A 21580-nucleotide genomic window follows, 5' to 3' on the forward strand; every position below is an offset into this window, starting at 1 on the left:
TTTCTTTGTGTTCGTTACCCTCATTATACAGCACCCGGCGGGGCCGTGCAAGTGGGCCGTGCTACTTTACGGCGACAGATGCTTTGTGGTATAATCATCATGGTTTAGTATGAAATAAAGCCCTCTCAGTCTCGCTTACGCTCGCCAGCTCCCCCAAAGGGGGAGCCAATGCATCTGACAGATATAGAATGCAGATTTGCTGTATTTCAGATTGAGGCAGGATTGCCTCTCCCTTCGGGAGAGGTGGCATTGCAAAGCAATGACGGAGAGGGTTGATGAAAGCAGGAATCAAGATTTATGCTGCAAAACCCTGAATTGCATTATCTGGACAACGCCGCCACCACCATCGTGGCCCCGGAAGTGGCGGATGTCATCAACAAGGCCATGCGGGAGCACTGGGCCAACCCGTCCAGCCTGTATGCCCCCGGTGCCCGGAGCGAGGAAGCACTGAACGCCGCCCGCGCCGCCGTGGCCCGCACCCTGGGCTGCAAGAGCCGGGAGCTCTATTTTACCTCCTGCGGCAGCGAGAGCAACAACATGGCCCTGCTGGGCGCGGCCCTGACCCGCAGGTTTGGCAAGGGCATCGTGGTGTCCGGCTTTGAGCACCCCAGCGTGCAGAAGCCGCTGGAGCGTCTGGCCGCCATGGGCTATGATGTGACCGTGGTGGACCCCGGCCCGGACGGCACGCTGGACATCGACCGGATGCTGGACCATGTGGACAAAAACACCATCCTTGTGGCCTGCATGATGGTCAACAATGAGGTCGGCACCCGGAACGATGTGGAACGCCTGGCCGCCGAGGTCAAGCGCCGCAACAGCCGCACCATCGTCCATGTAGATGCCGTGCAGGCCTGGATGCGGGTGCCCATCAAGCTGGCGAACATCGACACGCTGGCTGTCAGCGGCCACAAGATCCACGCACCCAAGGGCATTGGTGCGCTCTACCTGAGCGACAGCCTGTATCAGGCGTTCCAGGCTCCCTATCTGGGCGGTGAGCAGGAGCGGGAGAAGCGCCCCGGCACCGAGAACCTGCCCTATGCGCTGGGCCTTGCTGCCGCGGCCACCCGCCTGAACAAGACCATGAAGAGCCGGGATGCTGCTGTGCGCGCCCTGAACCTGCGCCTGCGGGAAGGGCTGAAAGCCTTCCCGGAGGTGGTCATCAACAGCCCGGACAATGCGGTGCCCGAGGTGCTGAACTTCAGCGAGAACTGCATCAAGAGCGAGACCATGCTGGCCCATCTGGCACAGCAGCAGGTCTATGTCTCCTCGGCCAGTGCCTGCGGCCGGGGGCAGCCCAGCCATACCCTTGCCGCCATGGGCAGGGACCCGCTGGCCATTGATACGGCCATCCGCGTGTCCTTCTGTGCGGACAACACCCCCGAGGATGTGGACGCGTTCCTCAACGCCTTTGAGGACGGAATGAAGCATTTGCAGAGAATCAAAAAGTAAAAAAGGAAAGCATCCTCACCCTCTCAGGCCGCTCCGCGTCCAGCTCCCCCAAAGGGGGAGCTCTTGACAAAACCGGAAACTTTGCGTGGAATGCCAAGGCCTCCCACTTTGGGGGAGGTGGCAGCGCGTCAGCGCTGACGGAGAGGGTGAGCCAGCTATAATTAAGGAGAACTCTATGCGTGAAATTATTATGGGCTATCAGGGCGAGATGTCCCTGAAGGGCCTGAACCGCAACCAGTTTGAGTCGGCCATGATGAAGATCCTGCGCTACCGGCTCAAGACCGTGGGCAAGTTCAAGGTGTACTGCACCCAGTCTACCTTTTATATGGAGCCCGAGGAAGAAGACGTGGACATGGATCTGGCCTTTGACCGGGTGCGCACCGTGTTTGGTCTGGCAGCGCTGAGCCGTGCCGTGGTCTGCGAAAAGGACTTTGATACCATCTGCCGGACTGCGGAGGAGTATCTGGGCGACAGCCTGCACGGCATCAAGACCTTCAAGGTGGAGGCCCGCCGTTCGGATAAGACCTACCCCATGACCAGCCCTGAGTTGATGCGGGAGCTGGGCGCTTACCTGCTGGGGCTGCACAACTACCTGCGGGTGGATGTGAAGAACCCCCAGTTCAAGGTCATTGTGGAGATTCGCGATTACGGCGCGTATATTCACGGCCCGAAAATACCCGGAGAGGGTGGCCTGCCCGTGGGTACCTCCGGCCGTGCCCTGAATATGCTCTCCGGCGGCATCGACAGCCCGGTGGCCGCTTACCGGATGGCAAAGCGCGGTCTGGCCCTGGATCACATCCATTTTGCGTCCCCTCCGTATACTTCTGAGCGCGCAAAACTGAAAGTTAAAGCTCTGGCCCAGAAGATCACCCCTTATACCGGCAGCTCCAACCTGTTTGTGGTGCCCTACACAAAGCCCCAGGAGTATATCCGGGACAATGCCCCCGATGTGCTGTTCACGGTGCTGATGCGCCGCAGCATGATGCGCATTGCCAATCGTATTGCCATCAGACAGGGCTGCGAGGCCCTCATCACTGGTGAGAGTCTGGCTCAGGTGGCAAGCCAGACCGTCAAGGCCCTGCAGTGCACCGATGCCGCCCAGGATCTGCCCATCCTGCGCCCGCTGATCGGCATGGACAAGACCGAGATCATCGAGACCTCCCGCCACATTGGCACCTACGAGACCAGCATCCTGCCCTATGAGGACTGCTGCACCATCTTCACCCCGCCGCACCCGAAGATCCGCCCCGAGCTGGCAGAGATCCTGGAGGCAGAAGCCGCCATGCCCGGTCTGGCAGAGCTGGAGGCCGAAGCTGCAGAGAACACCGAGCGGATCCGCATCCGCATTACGGACGAGATCGAGTTTGAGGGGTGAGCGGCATGACAGCGGAGATCATCAGTGTGGGCACCGAGCTGCTGCTCGGCAACATCCTCAACACCAATGCCCAGTACCTGAGCCGGGAGCTTGCTGAGCTGGGCATTACGGTCCAGCGGGAGAGCACCATCGGCGACAATCAGGGGCGGCTGGCGGACTTTGTCAACGAGGCAAAGAACCGCTGTGACCTGCTGGTGTTCACCGGCGGTCTGGGCCCCACGGCAGACGACCTGACCAAGGAGACCGTTGCCGCCTGCTATGGCGATACGCTGGTCTTTGACGAGAGCGAGTGGGAGAAGATCACCGGTTATTTTGCCCGCTCCGGCCGGGTGACCACCCCCAACAACCGCAAGCAGGCTATGGTGCCCGTAAAGGGGCATAAGATCATCAACCACCACGGCACCGCCCCCGGTGCATGGTTTGAGCAGGAGGGCCGCTGTGCTGTCCTGATGCCGGGCGTGCCCAGCGAGATGAAGGCCATGTGGAACGAGAGCGTCCGCCCCCTGCTGATGAAGCGCCAGAACTGCACCCTGCACTCTGTCACCCTGCGGGTGCTGGGCGGCGAGAGCAGCCTGGAATATCAGGTGCGTGATCTGCTGGAAAACGCCAACCCGACTGCTGCAATCTACTGTAAGACCGGTGAGTGCGAGATCCGCATCACCGCCCGGGCTGCTTCCGATGCGGAAGGCGAAAAAATGTGCCGGGAATATGCCAAAAAGTTCTATGATCTGCTGGGCGATGCGGTGTATGATGAGGATGTGGCCGGGCTGGAGGAGACACTGGTGCGCACCTTAAAGGAAAAGGGGCTCACCCTCTCCACCGCCGAGAGCTGCACCGGCGGGCTGATCGCACAGCGTATCACCTCGGTGCCGGGCTCCAGTGAAGTGTTCGGCTACGGCTTTGTGACCTATTGGGAGGCTGCCAAGGCCAGGCTGGTGGGCGTGGAACCGGATGTCATTGCAAAGTACAATGTGGTGTCGGCCCCCGTGGCCGCCCAGATGGCGCTGGGGGCCGCGCAGGCCGCCGGTGCTGAGATTGGCATCAGCGTGACCGGCGTGGCCGGGCCGACCGGTGGAGATGCCCTCCGCCCGGTGGGCACGGTGTATCTGGGCGCGGCCCGGGGCGAGACGGTGTATGTAAAAAAGCTGTCCGTCTCCCGGCCCGACCGTGCATTGGTGCGTGCCCGTGCCGCGCAGGCCGCCCTGGAGCTGGCCCTGCGGCTGGCACAGGGAAAAGTTCCTGCAGGCACAGAGCCCCTTGCCCGGGACGCACAGCACAGCGCCGAAGCGCTGGACAAGCTGAACGAGGTGTTCCTGGGCCACTAAAAGGCAGGGGGAATGCAGGTTGACACAGCAACAGGAGACCGGGTGTGTGCTGCGGTTGTTCGGTGCGCAGTCCACAGCGGTGGGCAAAACGGTGGAAAACTTTCCGCCCCAGTGGCGGGCCGCAGCCCGGTGGAAGAGCCGGGGCGCGGAAACGCTGGTGGCCCTGCAGGCGCAGAGCCCTTCCGGGCTGAAAAAGGCCGCGCAGGCCCTGCGGCAGGCGTTTTCGGCAGACCTGTACGGGGCAGGAGAGACCACTCTGCCTGCCGCCGTGGTGGAGGCGCTGGAACGGCACGATAAGCTGCTCATCTGTGCGGATGCTGCCGCCGGTGCCCTGCTGGAAGCCCGGCTCGAGAACCTGCCCGGGGCCGAGAAGGTCTTTGATTTTGGCGCGGTGAGCTATGCCAACCCCAAGACCGGCCCGCTGATCGAAAAGCGTGCCCGTGCCCGCCTGCCCAAAGACTGCACCGACCCGCTCCGGCAGGCGCTGGCCCGGGCTCAGGCTGCCCGCCGCGTGGTGGGGGCAGATCTCTCCGCCGCCTGTGCCGAGCGGGAAAGTGACTGTGTGCTGGTGCTCAGCTGCAGGAAGGGCTGCTTTCTGCGCACCGTCCCGGCGGGGGAGAACCCCGCTCTCTGGCTGCTGGATATCATCCGGCGCACGGCGGCAAACAAGCCTCAGGCTGAGGGGACAGGCTTCCTGCCTGCCCGCAGGGCTGCAAAGAAGGATGTTCTGCCCAGCCCCCAGCCCAGGCGGCATCCCCTGCGCCGGGTGTGCATGACGCTGCTGGTGCTGGCTCTGCTGGCGGCTCTCGCCGCGGTGGGGGCGTGGAAATATACCAACGGCAATTTCTACGCCCTGCCGGAACAGCTGCGCGCTCTGCTGACGGAGCACGTTCCCCGCCCGGGGGCGACATTGGTATAGGACCGACCCTCTCCGTCATTGCTGCGCAATGCCGGAGAGGGTCTTTTTTTCTAAATTAACAGAAAGTTCACCCAAAAAACGGATAAAATCTATCCATCGGGTTTGACGGGTTTTCAGCTTTGGTGTATCATATAAACAGTATGTGGTTTTTCCGCTGTTGGGCGGCCTGCCGCCCCGATTTTTGATAGATGAGGTGTAACAATGTCCCTTGCTGAAAAACTCTTTGGCAGCTTCTCTGACCGGGAGCTGAAAAAGATCAATCCCATTACCAAAAAGGTGCTGGCACTGGAAACAAAGTATCAGCCGATGTCCGATGCCGAGCTGCAGGCGCAGACCCCGGCCCTGAAAGAGCGGCTGGCAAACGGCGAGACGCTGGATGATATCCTGCCCGATGCCTTTGCTGTCTGCCGCGAAGCTGCCTGGCGTGTGCTGGGCATGAAGCACTTCCCTGTGCAGATCATGGGCGGCATTGCCCTGCACCGCGGCTCCATTGCCGAGATGCAGACCGGTGAAGGCAAGACCCTGGTGGCCACCCTGCCCGCCTACCTGAACGCCCTGACCGGCGAGGGCGTGCACATCGTCACCGTCAACGATTACCTGGCCAAGCGCGACAGCGAGTGGATGGGCAAGCTCTACCGCTGGCTGGGCCTGAATGTCGGCCTGATCGTGCAGGGCATCGATGGTGATGCCCGCCGCCGTGCCTACAACGCCGATATCACCTACGGCACCAACAATGAGTACGGCTTCGACTACCTGCGCGACAACATGGTGACCTATAAGGACAACATGGTGCAGCGCGGCCACGCCTTTGCCATCGTCGATGAGGTGGACTCCATCCTGATCGATGAGGCCCGCACCCCTCTGATCATCTCCGGCAAGGGCGAGGATTCCTCCAGCCTGTACACTCAGGTGGACCGCTTCGTCCGCACCCTGCACAAGAGTGTGGTGGTCGAGCTGGAAGATAAGGTGGAGACCGATGAGCAGACCGACGGCGATTATGTCGTGGACGAAAAGCACAAGACCTGCACCCTGACTGCCAAGGGCATCCAGAAGGCCGAGGAATACTTCAAGGTCGAGAACCTGGCCGCTGCTGAGAATATGACCCTGGCCCACCACATCGATCAGGCCATCAAGGCTTACGGCGTGATGCAGAAGGATATCGACTATGTCGTGAAGAACGGCGAGGTCATCATTGTGGATGAGTTCACCGGCCGCCTGATGATCGGCCGCCGCTACAACGAGGGCCTGCATCAGGCCATTGAGGCCAAGGAGGGCGTGAAGATCGCCGCCGAGAGCAAGACGTTGGCGACCATCACCTTCCAGAACTACTTCCGCATGTACAAGAAGCTGTCCGGCATGACCGGTACCGCCAAGACGGAAGCCACCGAGTTCACCGAGATCTACGGCCTGAACATCGTCACCGTGCCCACCAACCGCCCCAACATCCGCAAGGATTACCCGGACGCGGTCTACAAGACCGTCAACGGCAAGTACAAGGCTGTCATTGAGCAGGTGCTGGAATGCCACAAGAACGGCCAGCCGGTTCTGGTGGGTACCGTCAGCGTGGAAAAGAGCGAGACGCTGGCCAAAATGCTGCAGAAGTACACCCGCGATTTCAATGTCCTGAACGCCAAGAACCACGAGCGCGAGGCTGAGATCGTGGCGCAGGCCGGCAAAAAGGGTGCCATCACCATTGCCACCAACATGGCAGGCCGTGGTACTGATATCATGCTGGGCGGCAACGCCGAGTTCATGGCCAAGGCCCAGATGCGCAGGGAACACTTCTGTGAGAACCTGCTCGACCCCGAAAAACCGCAGGATGCTGACCCGAATGCGGTGGAGCTCCTGCTGACCGAGGCCGATGGCCACGGCGACACCAACGATGAAAAGATCCTGGCGGTGCGGAAACGGTTTGAGGAGCTGTATGCCCAGTACAAGCCGGCCATCAGCGCAGAGGCAGAGGAAGTACGCAAGGCCGGTGGTCTGTTCATCATCGGTACGGAGCGGCACGAGAGCCGCCGCATCGATAACCAGCTGCGCGGCCGTGCAGGCCGTCAGGGCGACCCCGGCGCGTCCCGCTTCTACCTGAGCCTGGAAGATGACCTGATGCGCCTGTTCGGCGGTGACCGCGTTTCCAGCCTGATGGATACCCTCAAGCTGGACGAGGATACCCCCATTGAGAACCGGATGATCACCAGCACGCTGGAGAGCGCCCAGAAAAAGCTGGAGGGCCGGAACTTTGAGATCCGTAAGAACGTGCTGAAGTACGACGACGTGATGAACCAGCAGCGCGAGATCATCTATGGCCAGCGCCGCAAGGTGCTGGACGGTGAGGATATCAGCACCGAGATGCACAACATGCTGCGGGAGAACATCGATTCCAGCTGCAAGCAGTTCCTGGCTGGAGATGTGAAGGACGAATGGGACTTTGGTGCCCTGCGCCGCCACTATCAGGGCTGGCTGACCACCGATGCCGACTTCCACTACACTGTGGCCGATTACGACAGCCTCTCCCAGAAGGGCATCGCCGATCTGCTCTATGACCGCGGAATGCAGATCCTGCAGGCCAAGGAGGTGCGGTACGGCGCACCGGTCATGCGTGAGCTGGAGCGCATCTGCCTGCTCAAGTGCGTGGACCGGATGTGGATGGATCACATCGACAACATGGATCAGCTGCGGCAGGGCATCGCCCTCCGCGGCTACGGCCAGAAGGACCCCGTGGTGGAGTACCGCATCGAGGGCTTTGACATGTTCGACCAGATGGTGGATTCCATCCGGGAGTCCAGCATCAAGATGCTGCTGACCATCGAGGTGCGGCAGGCCGGTGCAGCCCCCAAACGGGAGCAGGTGGCCAAGCCCACCGGTGAGGGCTTTGTGCCCGGCAACGGCGCACCCGGTGTCAAGGGTGCCCCCAAGGGTCAGCCTGTCCGGGTCATCAAGATCGGCCGCAATGACCCCTGCCCCTGCGGCAGCGGCCTCAAGTGGAAAAAGTGCACCTGCGCCCAGTATCACCCCGAAGGAAGCAACGGCGGGGAAAACTGAGTTGGTAACTAAAAATAGTTGCAAATAAAGAAAAACGTGCTATACTGGAAGTAGGATGAGGATATGGGGCAGAAAGAAAAGCTGATCGAGCGGCTGAAAGCCAAGCCAAAGACTTTTACCTTTGATGATGCCGAAAGCCTGCTGCGATATTTTGGGTATGAGCGCTCCAACAAGGGCCGTACCAGCGGTTCCCGCATTGTGTTCGTATCGGAACAGTATCCACCGATCTTGATGCATAAACCCCATCCCCGAAAAGAACTGCTGGAATATCAGGTCAAGCAATTGATTCAAATTCTGGAACAGGAGGGACTTCTGTGAATAACACGATGGAGTACAAGGGCTATGTTGGCAGTGTGGAGTTCTCGGAGGAAGATGGCCTGTTTTATGGCAAGGTCATGGGGATCCGGGCTCTGATCTCTTATGAGGGCAGTACCGCTGCAGAGCTGGTAAATGATTTCCACGGTGCAGTGGATGATTATCTGGCATTGTGCGAGGAAAACCACACCGAACCGGAACGTGCCTATAAGGGGAGCTTCAATGTCCGCATTTCCCCGGAATTGCACAAGCAGGCGGTCATTTTTGCAATGGCCCACAATATGAGTCTGAACAGTCTGGTGGAAAATTCCATTGAACAGGCTGTCCATGCAGGCTGAAAATCAAACAGAACGGGAGCTGACTGATATGTTGACTGCAAAAGAACTGCTGGGCCGTGCCCAGGCGCTGGAACCCCAGCTGGTGGAGTGGCGGCGCACCCTGCACCGTCACCCGGAGGTGGGCTTTGATCTGACCCAGACCAAGGCACTGGTGAAAAAGGCCCTGACCGACATGGGCTACGAGCCCAAGGATTGCGGCAAGGCCGGTGTCATTGCGCTGGCAGGCGGCAAAAAGCCCGGCAAGACCATCCTGCTGCGGGGCGATATGGATGCCCTGCCCATTCAGGAGGAATCCGGTGTGGATTACGCTTCCGAGGTGCCGGGCAAGATGCACGGCTGCGGCCACGATATGCACACGGCAATGATGCTGGGTGCTGCCCAGCTGCTCAAGGAGCACGAGGATGAGATCGAGGGCACCGTCAAGCTGGAGTTCCAGCCCGCCGAGGAGATCTTCCAGGGCTCCCCTGATATGATCGCCAACGGCCTGCTGGAAAACCCCAGCGTGGATGCGGCAGTCATGTTCCATGTGCTGGGCGGAATGCCCATTCCCGCCGGTGTGGTGCTGGTGCCTGCCTGCGGCGGCATCACCATGGCAAGCTGTGAGCAGTATCACATCATCGTCCACGGCAAGGGCGGCCACGGTTCCATGCCGGAAAAGTGCATCGACCCCATCACGGCGGCGGCGCACATCCACATTGCCCTGCAGGAGATCAACAGCCGGGAGCTGGATGCCCACAGCTTTGGCGTGTTCACCACCGGCCGCTTCCAGGCAGGCGCGGCCTCCAATGTCATCCCGGACAGCGCGGAGATGTGGGGCACCATCCGCACCACCGACCCCGAGGGCGCGGTGACGGAGCTGCTGCACAAGCGGATGACCGAGATCGTGCAGGGGGTGGCCACGGCCTACCGCTGCACCGCCGAGATCACCTTCAGTGATTACTGCCCCTGCATGGTGGTGGACAAGGAGCTTGCCGGCAACGCCCTGACCTATATGGGTGAGCTGCTGGGCAAGGGTGCAATGGATATGACCCCGATGACCGGCGGCAAGCCCGGCGGCGGCAGCGAGGATTTCGCGTTCGTCAGCCATGAGGTGCCCACCGTGAGCATGTTCCTGACGGCGGGCAACGCCAACGAGGGCTACACCTACGGCCAGCATCACCCCAAGGTGAAGTTTGATGACAGTGTCCTCTTTGAGGGTAGCGCGGCCTATGCCTATATGGCTCTGCGCTGGCTGCAGGAGCACAAGTAATCGGATAAAAACAAAGACCTCCTCTGGAAAACGGCCAGAGGAGGTCTTTCTATATTATGGGCAAAAAGGCCGAGCAACGGAAAAGCCTTTGCCTTATAAATCTGTCTTGTCTGCCTGCTCGATCAGGCTTCCAGGAACACTTTGCGCAGGGAGGTGTTGGTCTCCACGATCTTCACCAGCAGCACGCCCAGCACGGTGCAGCTGATGAGCTCACCGATACCGACGGAGATGCCGTTGGTGATGCAGGCCAGCCACAGCGGAGCGGAGGAAGAAGGATCGGGGAACATGACGGCGATCTCAATGCCGATGATGACAGCATTGAAGAGCACGGGCGGCAGGGAAGGCACGATGGCCAGACCCTTGAAGCGGACGTTCCGCAGTTTGTAAGTCACAACACAGGCCAGCAGGGTGGCCAGGGTGCCAAAGATAACGTCTACGATGGTGGAGCCCAGCAGGTTTGCCAGGAAGCAGCCCAGTACTACGCCCACGATGTACTCGGCACCGAACACGGGCAGCAGGCAGAGGGCCTCGGCAACACGCACCTGCACCGCACCGTAGGAGAACGGCTGCAGCGCCATGCAGAGCACCACATAGAGAGCTGCGACCACAGCGCAGCGGGCCAGTTTGCGGACAGTAAAATTCTGATTCATAACAATACTCCGGCGGATGAATTTTGACCGCACAGGGACCGCCAGCCCTATGGGTTTTGCCCGGCATGGTTCGAGACACGCCGGGGAGCCTAAAATCCTAAGTTGCTCTTTCAGGTTGCCGCGTAAAAGCACAGCAAAAGGGAGTATAGCATAAATTGCCGCAAAATGCAACGGCCTGCAAACAAAAAAGAACTGCCGCGGCGGGCAGTTCTCAGAAAAAACTCAGCGTGCGTGGCCAACATAGACCAGAGCAATGGTGTCGGGGCCGGTGTTGGCGGAAACAACGCCGCCCAGCGGGAAGGTGATGAGCGGGTCTTTGCCGAACGCCTTGCGGCAGGCCTTGATCAGATCATCCTTCTGGGGAATGTTGGTGTGGCCGATCATATAATCAAAGTCCTCCACACCCTCGCTGCGCTTTTTGGCCAGTTCCACCATGGCGGGCACGACCTTGTCATCGCCGCGCACCTTGGCCTCCACTTTGGTCTTTCCATCGATCAGGGTGATGATGGGGCGGATGCCCATCAGCTCGCCCATGACAGCGGCGGCGGCAGAGATGCGGCCGCTCTTCTTCATCTGCTTCAGGCTGTAGGGTCCGAGGATGATCTCCATCTTGTCCATCTGGGTCTCGAACTCCTGAATGACGTGGCTGATCTCCGCGCCGTTCTGCAGTTTGCGTGCCATCTCGCAGACATACCAGCCAAAGGGCATGGAGTAGGTGTGCGGGTCCAGCAGATGGATCCGCAGGTGGTGCTCCGGGCGCTCCTCCCGCAGCATCCCCTGAGCCATCACGGCGTTGTTGTAGGTGGAGGAGCCGCTGCGGTTGATGGGTACATGGATCACATCGGTGTAGCCCTCGTCCACATACTGGCAGTACTTTTCGCAGAACTGGATGGGGGTGATGGCAGCCGTGGAGGGAATGCCCTTGGCGGTGCGCATCTTTTCGTAGAACTCCTCATTGGTGCAGCTCTCACGCTCGATATAGTCTACATCATCCAGCAGGATGTGAAAGCTCATAATATCAATGCCGTACTTCTCGGCCAGCTCCTGCGGGATATCGCAGGAGGAATCGGTCAGGATCGCGATCTTGCTCATAATGTCCCTCATTTCCATTCATATTCTCGCAGGCGGCCATGATCCAGCAGCTCCGGGAAATCCCACTGGCGCAGGACCTCATACACACCCACAGCCACGCTGTTGGACAGATTCAGACTGCGGCAGGTATCCCGCATGGGCATCCGGATGCAATGCTCCTGATTGGCCGCCAGCAATGCCTCGGGCAGGCCGGCATCCTCCCGCCCGAACACGAGATAGGCCCCGTCCGGGTACTGGATGTCGGTGTAGCGCTGAGGTGCTTTGGTGGTAAAGTAGTAGAACGGGCCTTTGTTCCGGGCAAAGAAATCCTCCAGCCCATCATAGTAATTGATGTCGAGGTAGTGCCAGTAGTCCAGTCCGGCATGCTTGAGCTTTTTGTCATCGATGGCAAAGCCCATGGGCCCCACCAGATGCAGGCGGCAGGCCGTGCAGGCACAGGTGCGGGCCACGTTGCCGGTGTTCTGGGGGATGCGCGGCTCTACCAGAACGATGTTCAGGGTCGGTTTTTCGCTCATGGCGGCCTCCTCAGTCATTCCAGCTCACCGGGCAGAGCCGGGGCAGCAGGGGCTCGAACCAGACACCGTACCGGGTGTCCTGATCGGCGGGGGTCTGCTGAATGGCCAGCGAAACGAACTCGGCGGCGTTGTCGGCAGCGGCGCTCAGGGCGTTGCCCTGGATCAGCGAGCCAATGAGCACGGCACCGTACAGGTCGCCCGTGCCCGGGAAGCTGCGGCTGATGTGCAGTTTTTTGATGACGAAGCGCTCGCGGCCGGAGCCTGCGCAGCCGATGTACTTGCCCAGTGCGAGGCCGGTGACCACCGCGCTGGGGGCCAGCGTCAGCAGCTCGTCGGCCAGCGCCTGAGCGGAAGCGTCATCGAATGCGTCGGTCTGGGGCTCCCGCTCCAGCAGCAGGGCGGCCTCGGTGGCGTTGGGCAGGATCAGGTCTGCCCGGCGGCAGAGCCCGCGCATCCGGTCGATGAGAGCCGGGGTCACTGTGGAGTAGGCCTTGCCGTTGTCCCCCATCACAGGGTCCACCACCTTGCGGGCAGCGGGCCAGAGATCAAACGCCTTTTCGGCCAGCGCCACCTGCTCCTCGCCGCCTAAGTAGCCGGTGTAGATACAGTCAAACTCCACACCCAGCTCCCGGTAGTGCTTCAGAGCGGCCAGCCCGTAGGCGGCACCGTCCAGCCGTGCCGGTGTGCCCAGACCGCCCGTGTGGGTGGAGAACACCACAGTGGGCAGGGCCACAGGCTGGCAGCCCATAACGGACAGCACCGGCAGGATGACCGCCAGGCTGCACCGGCCCATGCCGGAGAGGTCGTGAATGCAGAGAATTTTTTTCGGTTCAGTCGGTTTCAACAAAAAGGATCCTCCTTTGCGCCATCCACGGGCCGCACAGGGCCCAGTTTCTCAGCGTATGATACAGTATACCACATTTTGCGGGACAAAAAAAGCGCATACCGGATTCTTTACAGGAAATACTAGCCACAGCGGCAAAAAATCACACAGTGGAAAGGAGAGAGCCACATGAAAAACACAAATCGTCAGCCTTCCTCCGGCAGTGTTCTGCTGGGCATGGCGGCAGGCGCGGCCCTGGGGGCCGTGGGCACCATGGCAATGGCACAGAACCAGCGGCAGGTCAAGCGCACCGCACGCAAGCTGGCCAAGGGCGCGGAACGCGCCATGAGCCAGCTGGATACCATGGTCACGGATCTCGTGGAGCGCAGGATGGACCTGTGAGGAAAAACAAAAAGGCAGAGCCCGCGGGCTCTGCCTTTTTGCTTGCCATTTACTTCTGGTTCCAGATACACATCCGGGCACTGGTGTTAATCTCACCCAGGACCTGCAGGTCCATCTGAATGTTGCAGGTCACAAGGACCGATTTGTTCACGTCGCTGCCGGTGAGCACCGAGGCGGGCAGGTTCTTGATGGTGAGCACCGCCGTGGCCTTGTTGAAATCACCGGTCAGGGTGCCGTCGTAGGTCACGTCACCGATGGTCAGGCCGGACAGATAACCGGTGACACCCAGCTTGGATACCTGCATGACCGGCAGGGTCAGGGTGTAAGTGCCGTTGGCCTGCCGGGTGAGGGTGGCGGTGCGGTTGGAATCGATGCCGCTGTTGGCCATGGATTCCTTATCGGAGCGTTCCTTCCAGAATTTCACACCGACATTCTGGCTGCTGGCGGCACCGGCACTGACAGCCAGCACCAACAGCAGCACCAGCGAGATCAGCGCTGCGCCGGAGCGTTTGAATGTATTTTTCATAAAGATCAACCTTTCCTGGCCGCGCGTGTGCGGCCTGCTCTGGTGTCCTGTTGGGGCAGAACACAGGGTTTGTCAACGCTAAAATATCACGCCAGCGATAACATGTCAATCTGCTTCGTGAGCTTTTCACAAAAAAGTTTCACTTATGAAATTAAAAGTAGAAAAAATATCCGCTCCCCTGTGCGGGAAGCGGATATTGTAAAACCTCTCAGGCTCTTTGCGCCAGATCCCGTAATAGGGGAGGCAAGCCGCAGGTGACGGAGAGATTACAGTTCAAAATTGGGGTCGTCCTTCAGAACGTGGATCTCGCTCATATAGGGGCTCTGCTCAGGGTCAGTGAAGGGAGCTTCCTTCATATACTTGTTCAGCTGGATGGCGGTGCGTGCGGGGTCGGCAATGGTGCCTGCGCCGCCGATGCAGCCGCCGGGGCAGCCCATGCCCTCCAGCAGGTAACCGTTGTACTTGCCGGCCTTGGCCAGCATCAGCAGCTTCTTGCAGTCGGCCAGACCCTGTGCGGATGCGATCTTGACCTCCATATCGGGGTGCCATTCCTTGATCTTGTTGGCAACGGCATTGGCAACGCCGCCGGACTGTGCAAAGCCGCGGCCTGCAGCAGAGGCGGAGCAGAGTGCTGCCTCGTTCTCATCCACTTCCAGCAGATCGATGTCCAGATCCTTGCCCTCGATGATACCGGCCAGCTCCTCAAAGGTCAGCACAAAGTCCACGTCAGAGCGGACGGTGCGGCGGGAAGCTTCCAGCTTCTTGGCGGCGCAGGGGCCGATGAAGCACATGCGGGCGGTGGGGTCTTTCTGCTTCATCATGCGGGCGGTGAACACCATGGGGGTCATGGTCATGGAGATGTTCTTGGCCAGAGCGGGGAAGGCGGTCTTTGCCATCATGCTCCATGCCGGGCAGCAGGAGGTGGCCATGAAGTCCAGCTTCCCGGGAACTTCCTCCAGGAAGTCGTGGGCCTCGTCCACGGTGCACAGGTCAGCACCGATGGCGACCTCCACGACATCGTAGAAGCCGATGGCCTTCAGGGCAGCCTTCAGCTTGCCGGTGGAAGCCAGAGAGGGGAACTGGTTGATAAAGGCGGGAGCGACCAGTGCATAGATGCGGTCGCCGCGGTTGAAGCCCTGGATCAGCTGATAGATCTGGCCCTTGTCGGCAATAGCGCCGAAGGGGCAGTTCACCAGACACTGACCGCAGGATACGCACTTGCTGTAATCGATCTCGGCACGGCCCAGCTCGTCAGAGTGGATCGCACCCATGCCGCAGGCAGCGGCGCAGGGACGCTCGGTCTTGACGATGGCGTTGTAGGGGCAGACAGTGGCACAGCGGCCGCACTTGATGCACTTTTCCTGATCGATGGTGGAACGGCCGCTCTCCCAGGTGATGGCCTTCTTGGGGCAGACTTCCATACAGGGGTGGGCCAGACAGCCCTGGCACAGGTCAGAGACCTTGACCAGCTTCTCGGGGCAGCGGTTGCAGGCGAACTTGATCACATTCACCAGCGGGGGATCATAGTACTTATCGGCAATGGAAGCATCCTCCAGGCCGGAGACCACACTGTTGTGCTCATCCATGCGGCGGGTGGGCAGGCCCATGGCCAGACGGACACGCTCCTCGACGATGGCACGCTCCAGGAAGATGTCCTTGCGCAGCTTGCCTTCCTCACCGGGGATGATGGTGTAGGGGATCTTGCGCATCAGGTGGTTGGCCTGCTCGCCCTTGACGTTGGCGTAAGCCATGCGGGCAACCTCGGTAAACACCTGACGGCGGATCTGAATGACTGTGGTATTGATTCCTCTAAAACTCATTCCAATCTCTCCTTGTTCAGAAACAGAAAACATCCCGTCCCACACTGGACTGCGGCAGACGGAATTTGCTTTGCTCCGGGCCGGCTGGTACCGCACCGCTGCAACCGGCGCTCCGACCCAGATATCCAATTTTATTTTAACATAAACGGGCCTGCGTGAAAAGAGAAAATTTCAAATATGTTAAAGAATTAGCAAATAGTACAGGACGCACAAGAATTAACGAACTTTTTTAGCAGAGTGCTGCACGGACGCGCTCGCCATCGTACTCGCCCAGCCTGACGTGAACGATCTCGCCGCTCTTGCAGCCGGGGGCAGAGACCACCACCGGGATGTACAGCCGGGTGTAGCCTGTGAACAGCGTCTCGGAGAGGGGCGTTTCCAGCAGGACCTCGTCCTCGGTGCCGACATGAGCGGCCAGTACCTCCCGGCGAACCTCCTCGGCCAGCGCGTTCATCTCGCGGCTGCGGGCCTGCTTCTCCCGCTCGTGCACCTGCGCCGGAAAATCATAGGCGGGGGTGCCGCTGCGGCGGGAGTAGGGGAACACATGGACCTTCAGGAAGCCGATCTTCTTGAGGAAGGCACAGCTTTCCTCAAAGTCGGCCTGGGTCTCACCGGGGAAGCCGCAGATGCAGTCGGTGGTAAAGCTGACAGGGCGCTCCCCATAGGCGGCGCGGATCTGATCCACCACCTGGGCGTACTGCTCCGCGGTGTAGACCCGGCGCATCCGGCGCAGGGTGGAGGTGCAGCCGCTCTGCAGGCTGAGGTGGAACTGGGGACAGAGCTTTTCCACCGCTGCCAGCCGGGTGATGAACTCCGGGGTCAGCATGTCGGGGTCCAGGCTGCCCAGACGGATCCGCTCGATGCCCTCCACCTGAGCGCATTTTTCCACCAGCTCCACCAGATTGGTCCCGGTGTCCAGACCGTAGCTGGGCAGGGAAATGGCGCTGAGTACGACCTCGCGGTAGCCGGAGGCGGCCAGCTGGCGCAGCTCCTTCAGGATGCTGTCCTCGGCGCGGCTGCGCACCGGGCCGCGGGCGCGGGGGATGACGCAGTAGGCACACTGGCGGTTGCAGCCATCCTCCACCTTGATAAAGGCGCGGGTGTGGGTCTCGAACCGCTCCACGGGCAGCTCCTCAAACAGTTCGCCCCGCTGGTGGGGTGTAACGGCAACGATGCGCTCGTGGCCGTCCAGCAGCTTGAGCACATTGTCCAGGATGGCCTTGCGGTCTCCGTTGCCGCAGACGAGATCAGCCTCCATGAACTGGGCAGCTTCCTCGGGGAAAGCCTGAGGATAGCAGCCGGTGAGCACGGTCACGGCACCGGGATTTTCGCGCTTGGCGCGGCGCAGCCACTTGCGGCTCTTCTGGTCGCCGAAGTTGGTCACGGTGCAGCTGTTCACCACAAAAACATCCGCTTCTTCGCCCTCCGGCACGATGGTGAAGCCAGCGCCCCGGAACATCTGCTCCAGCGCGCCGGTCTCGTTCAGGTTGACCTTGCAGCCAAGGGTATAAAAACAAACTCGCATAAAGATCCTCTCAGATAAACGGCCTCACCCTCTCCGTCAGCGCTGACGCGCTGCCACCTCTCCCGAAGGGCGAGGCTTTGGCAATCCATGCAAAGTTACTGGTTTTGTCAAAAGCTCTCCCTTTGGGAGAGCTGGACGCGAAGCGGCCTGAGAGGGTGAGCCAGCTAAAGTGTTTATAAACTCTCCTATTATAGCAGATTTTCCTCCCGTAGAAAAGGGCATTGACCCCTCTTTTTTTGCATAGAATGCAACCAGAGACTTTACGCGGGGAGGTACGAGGAATGGAACGGAGAAATTTGGCCCTGCTCTGCGCGGGGGTGCTCTGCTTCTGGCTGTTTGCGCTGGCTGTGGGTACGGCACAGGGGGCCGGGCTGCGGGTGGCCATTGGGGGAACGGGACCGGCAGTGCAGGCGGATGCCCCGGCAGTGCAGGCGGATGCCCCGGCGGTGCTGGCGGCGGCTCCGGCCAACAGCGGGCTGCAGCTGGAATGCCGGGCGGCAATCCTCATGGAGCCGGAGACAGGTCGTGTGCTCTACGAGAAAGCACCGGATGAGCGGATGCCCATTGCTTCCATCACCAAGCTGATGACCCTGCTGCTGACCTTTGAGGCCATCCGCGGTGGAAAACTGACCCTCGATACCCCCGTGCCGGTGAGCGAACACGCCTACCACATGGGCGGCAGCCAGATCTGGCTGGAGCCTGGGGAGCAGTTCACGCTGGATGAGATGCTGCGGGCCATCTGCGTTTCCTCAGCCAACGATGCCGCTGTGGCAGTGGCCGAGCTGGTGGGCGGCAGCGAGCCGGTGTTCGTGGAACAGATGAACGGCCGGGCGGCGGAGCTGGGGATGACCAACACCACCTTCCGGAACGCCTGCGGGCTGGACACCGAGGGCCATCTCTCCACGGCGCGGGATGTTGCCGTTCTGAGCCGGTACCTTCTCAATACCTGCCCGGAGCTGCTGCACTATACCGGCATCTGGACGGACAGCCTGCGGAACGGCCAGACCCAGCTGGTGAACACCAACAAGCTCCTGCGCCGGTACAGTGGCATCACCGGGCTCAAGACCGGCACCACCAGCGGAGCGGGGGTCTGCATCAGCGCCAGCGCCACCCGGGACGGCCTGACCCTGATCGCCGTGGTGCTGGGGTCGCCCTCCAGCGCCGACCGGTTCCACTCCGCCACCACCCTGCTGGACTACGGTTTTGCCAACTATGCCGCCGCCCCGCTGCCCACCCTGCCGGAGCGCCCGCTGGCGTTGGCCGTAAAGGGCAGCGCCGAGGACAGCGTGCCGCTGGATTACGCCGCCCTGCCCGAGACGATCCTGATAGAGAAGGGAACGGCCTCTGCCCTGCGGGCTGAGCTGACCCTGTCCGAGGCACTGGAGGCCCCCGTGGAAAAGGGGCAGACAGTGGGAAAGGTGAGCATTTTTCAGGATGATACCTTATTGAATGAATACGAAGTAAAAGCGGCCGCGGATGCCCCGCTGCTGACCTTTGGCGGCGCGCTGGAGCTGCTGTGGCAGTGCCTGCTGGGAGCATAGCGGGCAAAAGAAACACATCACCGAATAAAAGCGGTTAGCAGAAACAAAGCAGCGTTGGCGGGCCTGAACAAAAGATGTCAGGACAGCCAAAAGAACACTATTAAAATTGTATGAAATCCGGGGATTTTGGCCTTGACTTTGCACGATTGGAACGGTACACTTATACTAACAAAACCCTCAGGGAGCACGTCCCGTAAAAACGTTTGGAGGTTCTGATAGAATGAGCGTCGTTCTGAATACAAAGCACCTCTCCAGTTTTATCAACGAAGAGGAATATAAGGCCATTTATCCTCAGGTGGAAGCGGCTCACAACCAGCTGGAAGCCAAGAATGGCCCCGGCAATGATTTCCTGGGCTGGATGTACCTGCCCCGCGATTACGACAAGGAAGAGTTTGCCCGCATCAAGGAAGCTGCCAAGAAGATCCGTGAGGACTCCGAGGTGCTGGTGGTTGCCGGCATCGGTGGTAGCTATCTGGGTGCCCGCGCTGTGATCGAGGCCGTCAAGGGCCTGTACCACAACGAGCTGGAGGATGGCCCCAAGATCTACTTCTGCGGCAACAGCATCAGCCCCAGCTATCTGAATGATATCATTGCTCTGTGCAAGGGCAAGAAGTTCTCCATCAATGTCATCTCCAAGTCCGGTACCACCACCGAGACCAGCCTGGCGTTCCGTGTTCTGCGCAAGCTGCTGGAGGATGAGATGGGTGTTGAGGAAGCCAACAAGCGCATCTATGCCACCACTGACCGTGCCAAAGGCACCCTGAAGCAGCTGGCTGACGCGCAGGGCTGGCCCACCTTCGTGGTTCCTGACGATGTGGGCGGCCGCTACTCCGTTCTCTCCGCTGTGGGCCTGCTGCCCATCGCTGCCGCCGGAATCAGCATCGACGAGCTGATGAAGGGCGCAGCCGATGCCATGGAGCGCTTCTCCGTGCTGAGCCCGGACAACGACGCTTACAAGTATGCCGCCATCCGCAACATCCTGTACCGCAAGGGCAAGGCTGTTGAGATCCTGGAGTGCTACGAGCCCAACTTCACCCTGATGAACGAGTGGTATAAGCAGCTGTTCGGCGAGAGCGAGGGCAAGGACAACAAGGGCCTGTTCCCCGCAAGCTGCATCTTCTCCACCGACCTGCACTCCATGGGTCAGTTCATCCAGGAAGGCTCCCGCATCATGTTCGAGACCATCGTGGATGTGAAAAAGCCTGCGCAGGATCTGTTCATCGAAGAGCTGGAGGGCAACTTCGACGGCCTGAACTTCCTGGCAGACCAGAATATGAGCGTGGTCAACCGCAAGGCCATGGAGGGCACCATCCTTGCCCACACCGACGGCGGCGTGCCTGAGGTACTGATCGAGGTGGACGACCTGACTGCTTATAATGTAGGCTACCTCATCTACTTCTTCTGGCGTGCCTGTGCATGCAGCGGCTACCTGCTGAGCGTGAACCCCTTCAACCAGCCGGGTGTCGAGAGCTACAAGAAGAACATGTTCGCTCTGCTGGGCAAGCCGGGTTACGAGAACCTGACCGCCGAGCTGGAAGCAAAGTTGAAGTAAGCAGGAAACAAAAAATGATCTCCCGCCGCAAGGCGTGGAAAATACAGGAGGACAGAACTATGATTAAACTGATTGTTGGTACCAAGGGCTCCGGCAAGACCAAGGCAATGATCGACCAGATCAATGACGCGGTCAAGACCTCCAAGGGCAACGTCGTCGTCGTGGAAAAAGGCATGAAGCTGACTTACGACATCGCCCCCGCTGCACGTCTGATCGATCTGGATGAGTATAAGATCGCTGGCGGCGAGATGCTGTACGGCTTTGTTGCCGGCCTGATGGCAAGCAACTACGATATCACCGACCTGTACATCGACGGCATCCTGAAGGTGCTGGATCACGATATCAACCGTCTGGGCGCTGTGCTGGACGAGATGGCCGCCATTGCAGGCGATTCCGTCAAGGTCACTGTTACTGTCAGTGCTGACGAGGCTGCTCTGCCCCACGACGTGAAAAAGTACCTGTAATTTTCTGAACTGAGCGCATTCCAACGGGCAGGAAACCGGAAAATCAAAATTTTTTCGGTTTTCTGCCTGTTTTGGTGTTGACAAAGGTTGGCTTTGGCGCTATACTAACAAAGCAGCCTTTTATGAGGTGTACTATGCAATTTGACCTGAGAAAGTTTATCGCAACCGGCACACAGCCTTACCATGCAGAGTTTCCCTGTGATTTGTCTGCACGGGACTTTGCCGGTGCAAGGATCGAACAGCCCGTGATGGCCAGCTTTACCGCTGAGCCGGACGGCGACGAGGTCCGGATGACACTGCGGGCAAAAGCATTGGTGCACGGAGAGTGCGCCCGCTGTCTGGACCCGGTTGAGCGGGAAGAGACAGTTGAAGCGGAGTGGACAGCAAAGGAGCGGGATCTGGATGACCCGGATTTCGAGCTTCCGCTGGACGAAAAAGGACATCTGGATGCGGATGAATGGCTTGCCCAGGAGTTTATGTTCCAGATCCCCACGGTGCTGCTTTGCAGCGCCGACTGCCCGGGGTTATGCCCCCGGTGCGGCAAGAAGAGGGCAGATTGTACCTGCCCGCCGGAGGAAGACAAAGCCGCTCCTGTTGACGCAAGGCTCGCGATCCTCAAATCACTGCTGAACTGAGAAACCCATCAAGGAGGTGCAAA

General features: G+C 60.0%; 20 protein-coding genes and 1 riboswitch. Of the genes, 13 read left to right on the top strand and 7 right to left on the bottom strand.

All coding sequences use genetic code 11. The features are described from left to right. The first annotated feature begins 297 nt into the window (after nucleotides 1-297). From MTP40_RS03605 to MTP40_RS03640, 8 genes are all read left to right on the top strand, one after another. The gene (locus MTP40_RS03605; protein WP_097770842.1) at nucleotides 298-1449 is read left to right on the top strand and encodes a cysteine desulfurase family protein; all 1152 of its coding nucleotides are present in this window, start codon (nucleotides 298-300) and stop codon (nucleotides 1447-1449) included. A gap of 175 nt (nucleotides 1450-1624) precedes the next feature. Then, nucleotides 1625-2824 carry a tRNA uracil 4-sulfurtransferase ThiI gene (gene thiI, locus MTP40_RS03610; protein WP_249259843.1) on the top strand — a complete coding sequence of 400 codons (1200 nt, stop codon included), beginning with the start codon at nucleotides 1625-1627 and terminating at the stop codon, nucleotides 2822-2824. 5 nt (nucleotides 2825-2829) lie between these two features. After that, complete coding sequence (locus tag MTP40_RS03615; RefSeq protein ID WP_156068727.1) at nucleotides 2830-4149, top strand: competence/damage-inducible protein A; 1320 nt, start codon at nucleotides 2830-2832, stop codon at nucleotides 4147-4149. Between the two features lie 19 nt (nucleotides 4150-4168). Continuing rightward, the gene (locus MTP40_RS03620) at nucleotides 4169-5068 is read left to right on the top strand and encodes a CinA family protein (RefSeq protein WP_005932915.1); all 900 of its coding nucleotides are present in this window, start codon (nucleotides 4169-4171) and stop codon (nucleotides 5066-5068) included. Between the two features lie 201 nt (nucleotides 5069-5269). Beyond that, a complete protein-coding gene (secA, locus tag MTP40_RS03625) occupies nucleotides 5270-8110 on the top strand; it encodes a preprotein translocase subunit SecA (protein ID WP_227611537.1) in 2841 nt (946 codons plus the stop codon). Between the two features lie 63 nt (nucleotides 8111-8173). Beyond that, the gene (locus MTP40_RS03630) at nucleotides 8174-8428 is read left to right on the top strand and encodes a type II toxin-antitoxin system HicA family toxin (RefSeq protein ID WP_097770846.1); all 255 of its coding nucleotides are present in this window, start codon (nucleotides 8174-8176) and stop codon (nucleotides 8426-8428) included. Then, complete coding sequence (locus tag MTP40_RS03635) at nucleotides 8425-8763, top strand: type II toxin-antitoxin system HicB family antitoxin (RefSeq protein ID WP_097770847.1); 339 nt, start codon at nucleotides 8425-8427, stop codon at nucleotides 8761-8763. Before MTP40_RS03630 ends, MTP40_RS03635 begins: the two co-directional genes overlap by 4 nt. Before the next feature lie 28 nt (nucleotides 8764-8791). Continuing rightward, nucleotides 8792-10012, top strand: coding sequence for a M20 metallopeptidase family protein (locus MTP40_RS03640; RefSeq protein WP_249259844.1), 1221 nt, complete (start codon nucleotides 8792-8794; stop codon nucleotides 10010-10012). A 122-nt stretch (nucleotides 10013-10134) separates the two neighbouring features. On the opposite strand, the gene MTP40_RS03645 is transcribed toward MTP40_RS03640, so the two are convergent. From MTP40_RS03645 to MTP40_RS03660, 4 genes are all read right to left on the bottom strand, one after another. Then, nucleotides 10135-10662 carry a QueT transporter family protein gene (locus MTP40_RS03645; RefSeq protein ID WP_035394114.1) on the bottom strand — a complete coding sequence of 176 codons (528 nt, stop codon included), beginning with the start codon at nucleotides 10660-10662 and terminating at the stop codon, nucleotides 10135-10137. 7 nt (nucleotides 10663-10669) lie between these two features. After that, a riboswitch (PreQ1-III riboswitch) is annotated at nucleotides 10670-10770 on the bottom strand. 114 nt (nucleotides 10771-10884) lie between these two features. Continuing rightward, complete coding sequence (locus MTP40_RS03650; protein WP_330220930.1) at nucleotides 10885-11772, bottom strand: DegV family protein; 888 nt, start codon at nucleotides 11770-11772, stop codon at nucleotides 10885-10887. Beyond that, nucleotides 11763-12269 carry a tRNA (cytidine(34)-2'-O)-methyltransferase gene (locus MTP40_RS03655; protein ID WP_035394116.1) on the bottom strand — a complete coding sequence of 169 codons (507 nt, stop codon included), beginning with the start codon at nucleotides 12267-12269 and terminating at the stop codon, nucleotides 11763-11765. Before MTP40_RS03655 ends, MTP40_RS03650 begins: the two co-directional genes overlap by 10 nt. 10 nt (nucleotides 12270-12279) lie before the next feature. Then, a complete protein-coding gene (locus MTP40_RS03660) occupies nucleotides 12280-13116 on the bottom strand; it encodes a bifunctional hydroxymethylpyrimidine kinase/phosphomethylpyrimidine kinase (protein WP_249259846.1) in 837 nt (278 codons plus the stop codon). 165 nt (nucleotides 13117-13281) lie between these two features. On the opposite strand from MTP40_RS03660, the gene MTP40_RS03665 reads away from it, so the two are divergent. Beyond that, nucleotides 13282-13494, top strand: a complete 213-nt coding sequence (locus tag MTP40_RS03665) for a hypothetical protein (protein WP_005932932.1) — start codon at nucleotides 13282-13284, stop codon at nucleotides 13492-13494. A 49-nt stretch (nucleotides 13495-13543) separates the two neighbouring features. On the opposite strand, the gene MTP40_RS03670 is transcribed toward MTP40_RS03665, so the two are convergent. The 3 genes from MTP40_RS03670 to mtaB form a co-directional block, all read right to left on the bottom strand. Then, on the bottom strand, nucleotides 13544-14020 hold the full coding sequence (locus MTP40_RS03670; RefSeq protein WP_117505748.1) for a pilin: 477 nt from the start codon (nucleotides 14018-14020) through the stop codon (nucleotides 13544-13546). Nucleotides 14021-14286: 266 nt separating this feature from the next. After that, a complete protein-coding gene (locus MTP40_RS03675; RefSeq protein WP_179859128.1) occupies nucleotides 14287-15840 on the bottom strand; it encodes a 4Fe-4S dicluster domain-containing protein in 1554 nt (517 codons plus the stop codon). Between the two features lie 229 nt (nucleotides 15841-16069). Continuing rightward, a complete protein-coding gene (gene mtaB / locus MTP40_RS03680; RefSeq protein ID WP_249259847.1) occupies nucleotides 16070-17365 on the bottom strand; it encodes a tRNA (N(6)-L-threonylcarbamoyladenosine(37)-C(2))-methylthiotransferase MtaB in 1296 nt (431 codons plus the stop codon). 281 nt (nucleotides 17366-17646) lie between these two features. Between mtaB and MTP40_RS03685 the strand changes: the two genes are divergently transcribed. The 4 genes from MTP40_RS03685 to MTP40_RS03700 all read left to right on the top strand — a co-directional run bounded on the left by MTP40_RS03685 (nucleotide 17647) and on the right by MTP40_RS03700 (nucleotide 21557). Further along, nucleotides 17647-18906: a D-alanyl-D-alanine carboxypeptidase family protein gene (locus MTP40_RS03685; RefSeq protein ID WP_249259848.1), complete on the top strand. Its 1260-nt coding sequence runs from the start codon at nucleotides 17647-17649 to the stop codon at nucleotides 18904-18906. A 220-nt stretch (nucleotides 18907-19126) separates the two neighbouring features. Further along, complete coding sequence (locus MTP40_RS03690; RefSeq protein ID WP_156059688.1) at nucleotides 19127-20458, top strand: glucose-6-phosphate isomerase; 1332 nt, start codon at nucleotides 19127-19129, stop codon at nucleotides 20456-20458. Between the two features lie 59 nt (nucleotides 20459-20517). After that, nucleotides 20518-20922 carry a hypothetical protein gene (locus MTP40_RS03695; RefSeq protein WP_035394124.1) on the top strand — a complete coding sequence of 135 codons (405 nt, stop codon included), beginning with the start codon at nucleotides 20518-20520 and terminating at the stop codon, nucleotides 20920-20922. A gap of 134 nt (nucleotides 20923-21056) precedes the next feature. Further along, a complete protein-coding gene (locus MTP40_RS03700; RefSeq protein ID WP_249259849.1) occupies nucleotides 21057-21557 on the top strand; it encodes a YceD family protein in 501 nt (166 codons plus the stop codon). Nucleotides 21558-21580: the final 23 nt, after the last annotated feature.

The organism is Faecalibacterium sp. IP-3-29, assembly GCF_023347335.1.
In the GTDB taxonomy this organism is placed as follows: domain Bacteria; phylum Bacillota; class Clostridia; order Oscillospirales; family Ruminococcaceae; genus Faecalibacterium; species Faecalibacterium duncaniae.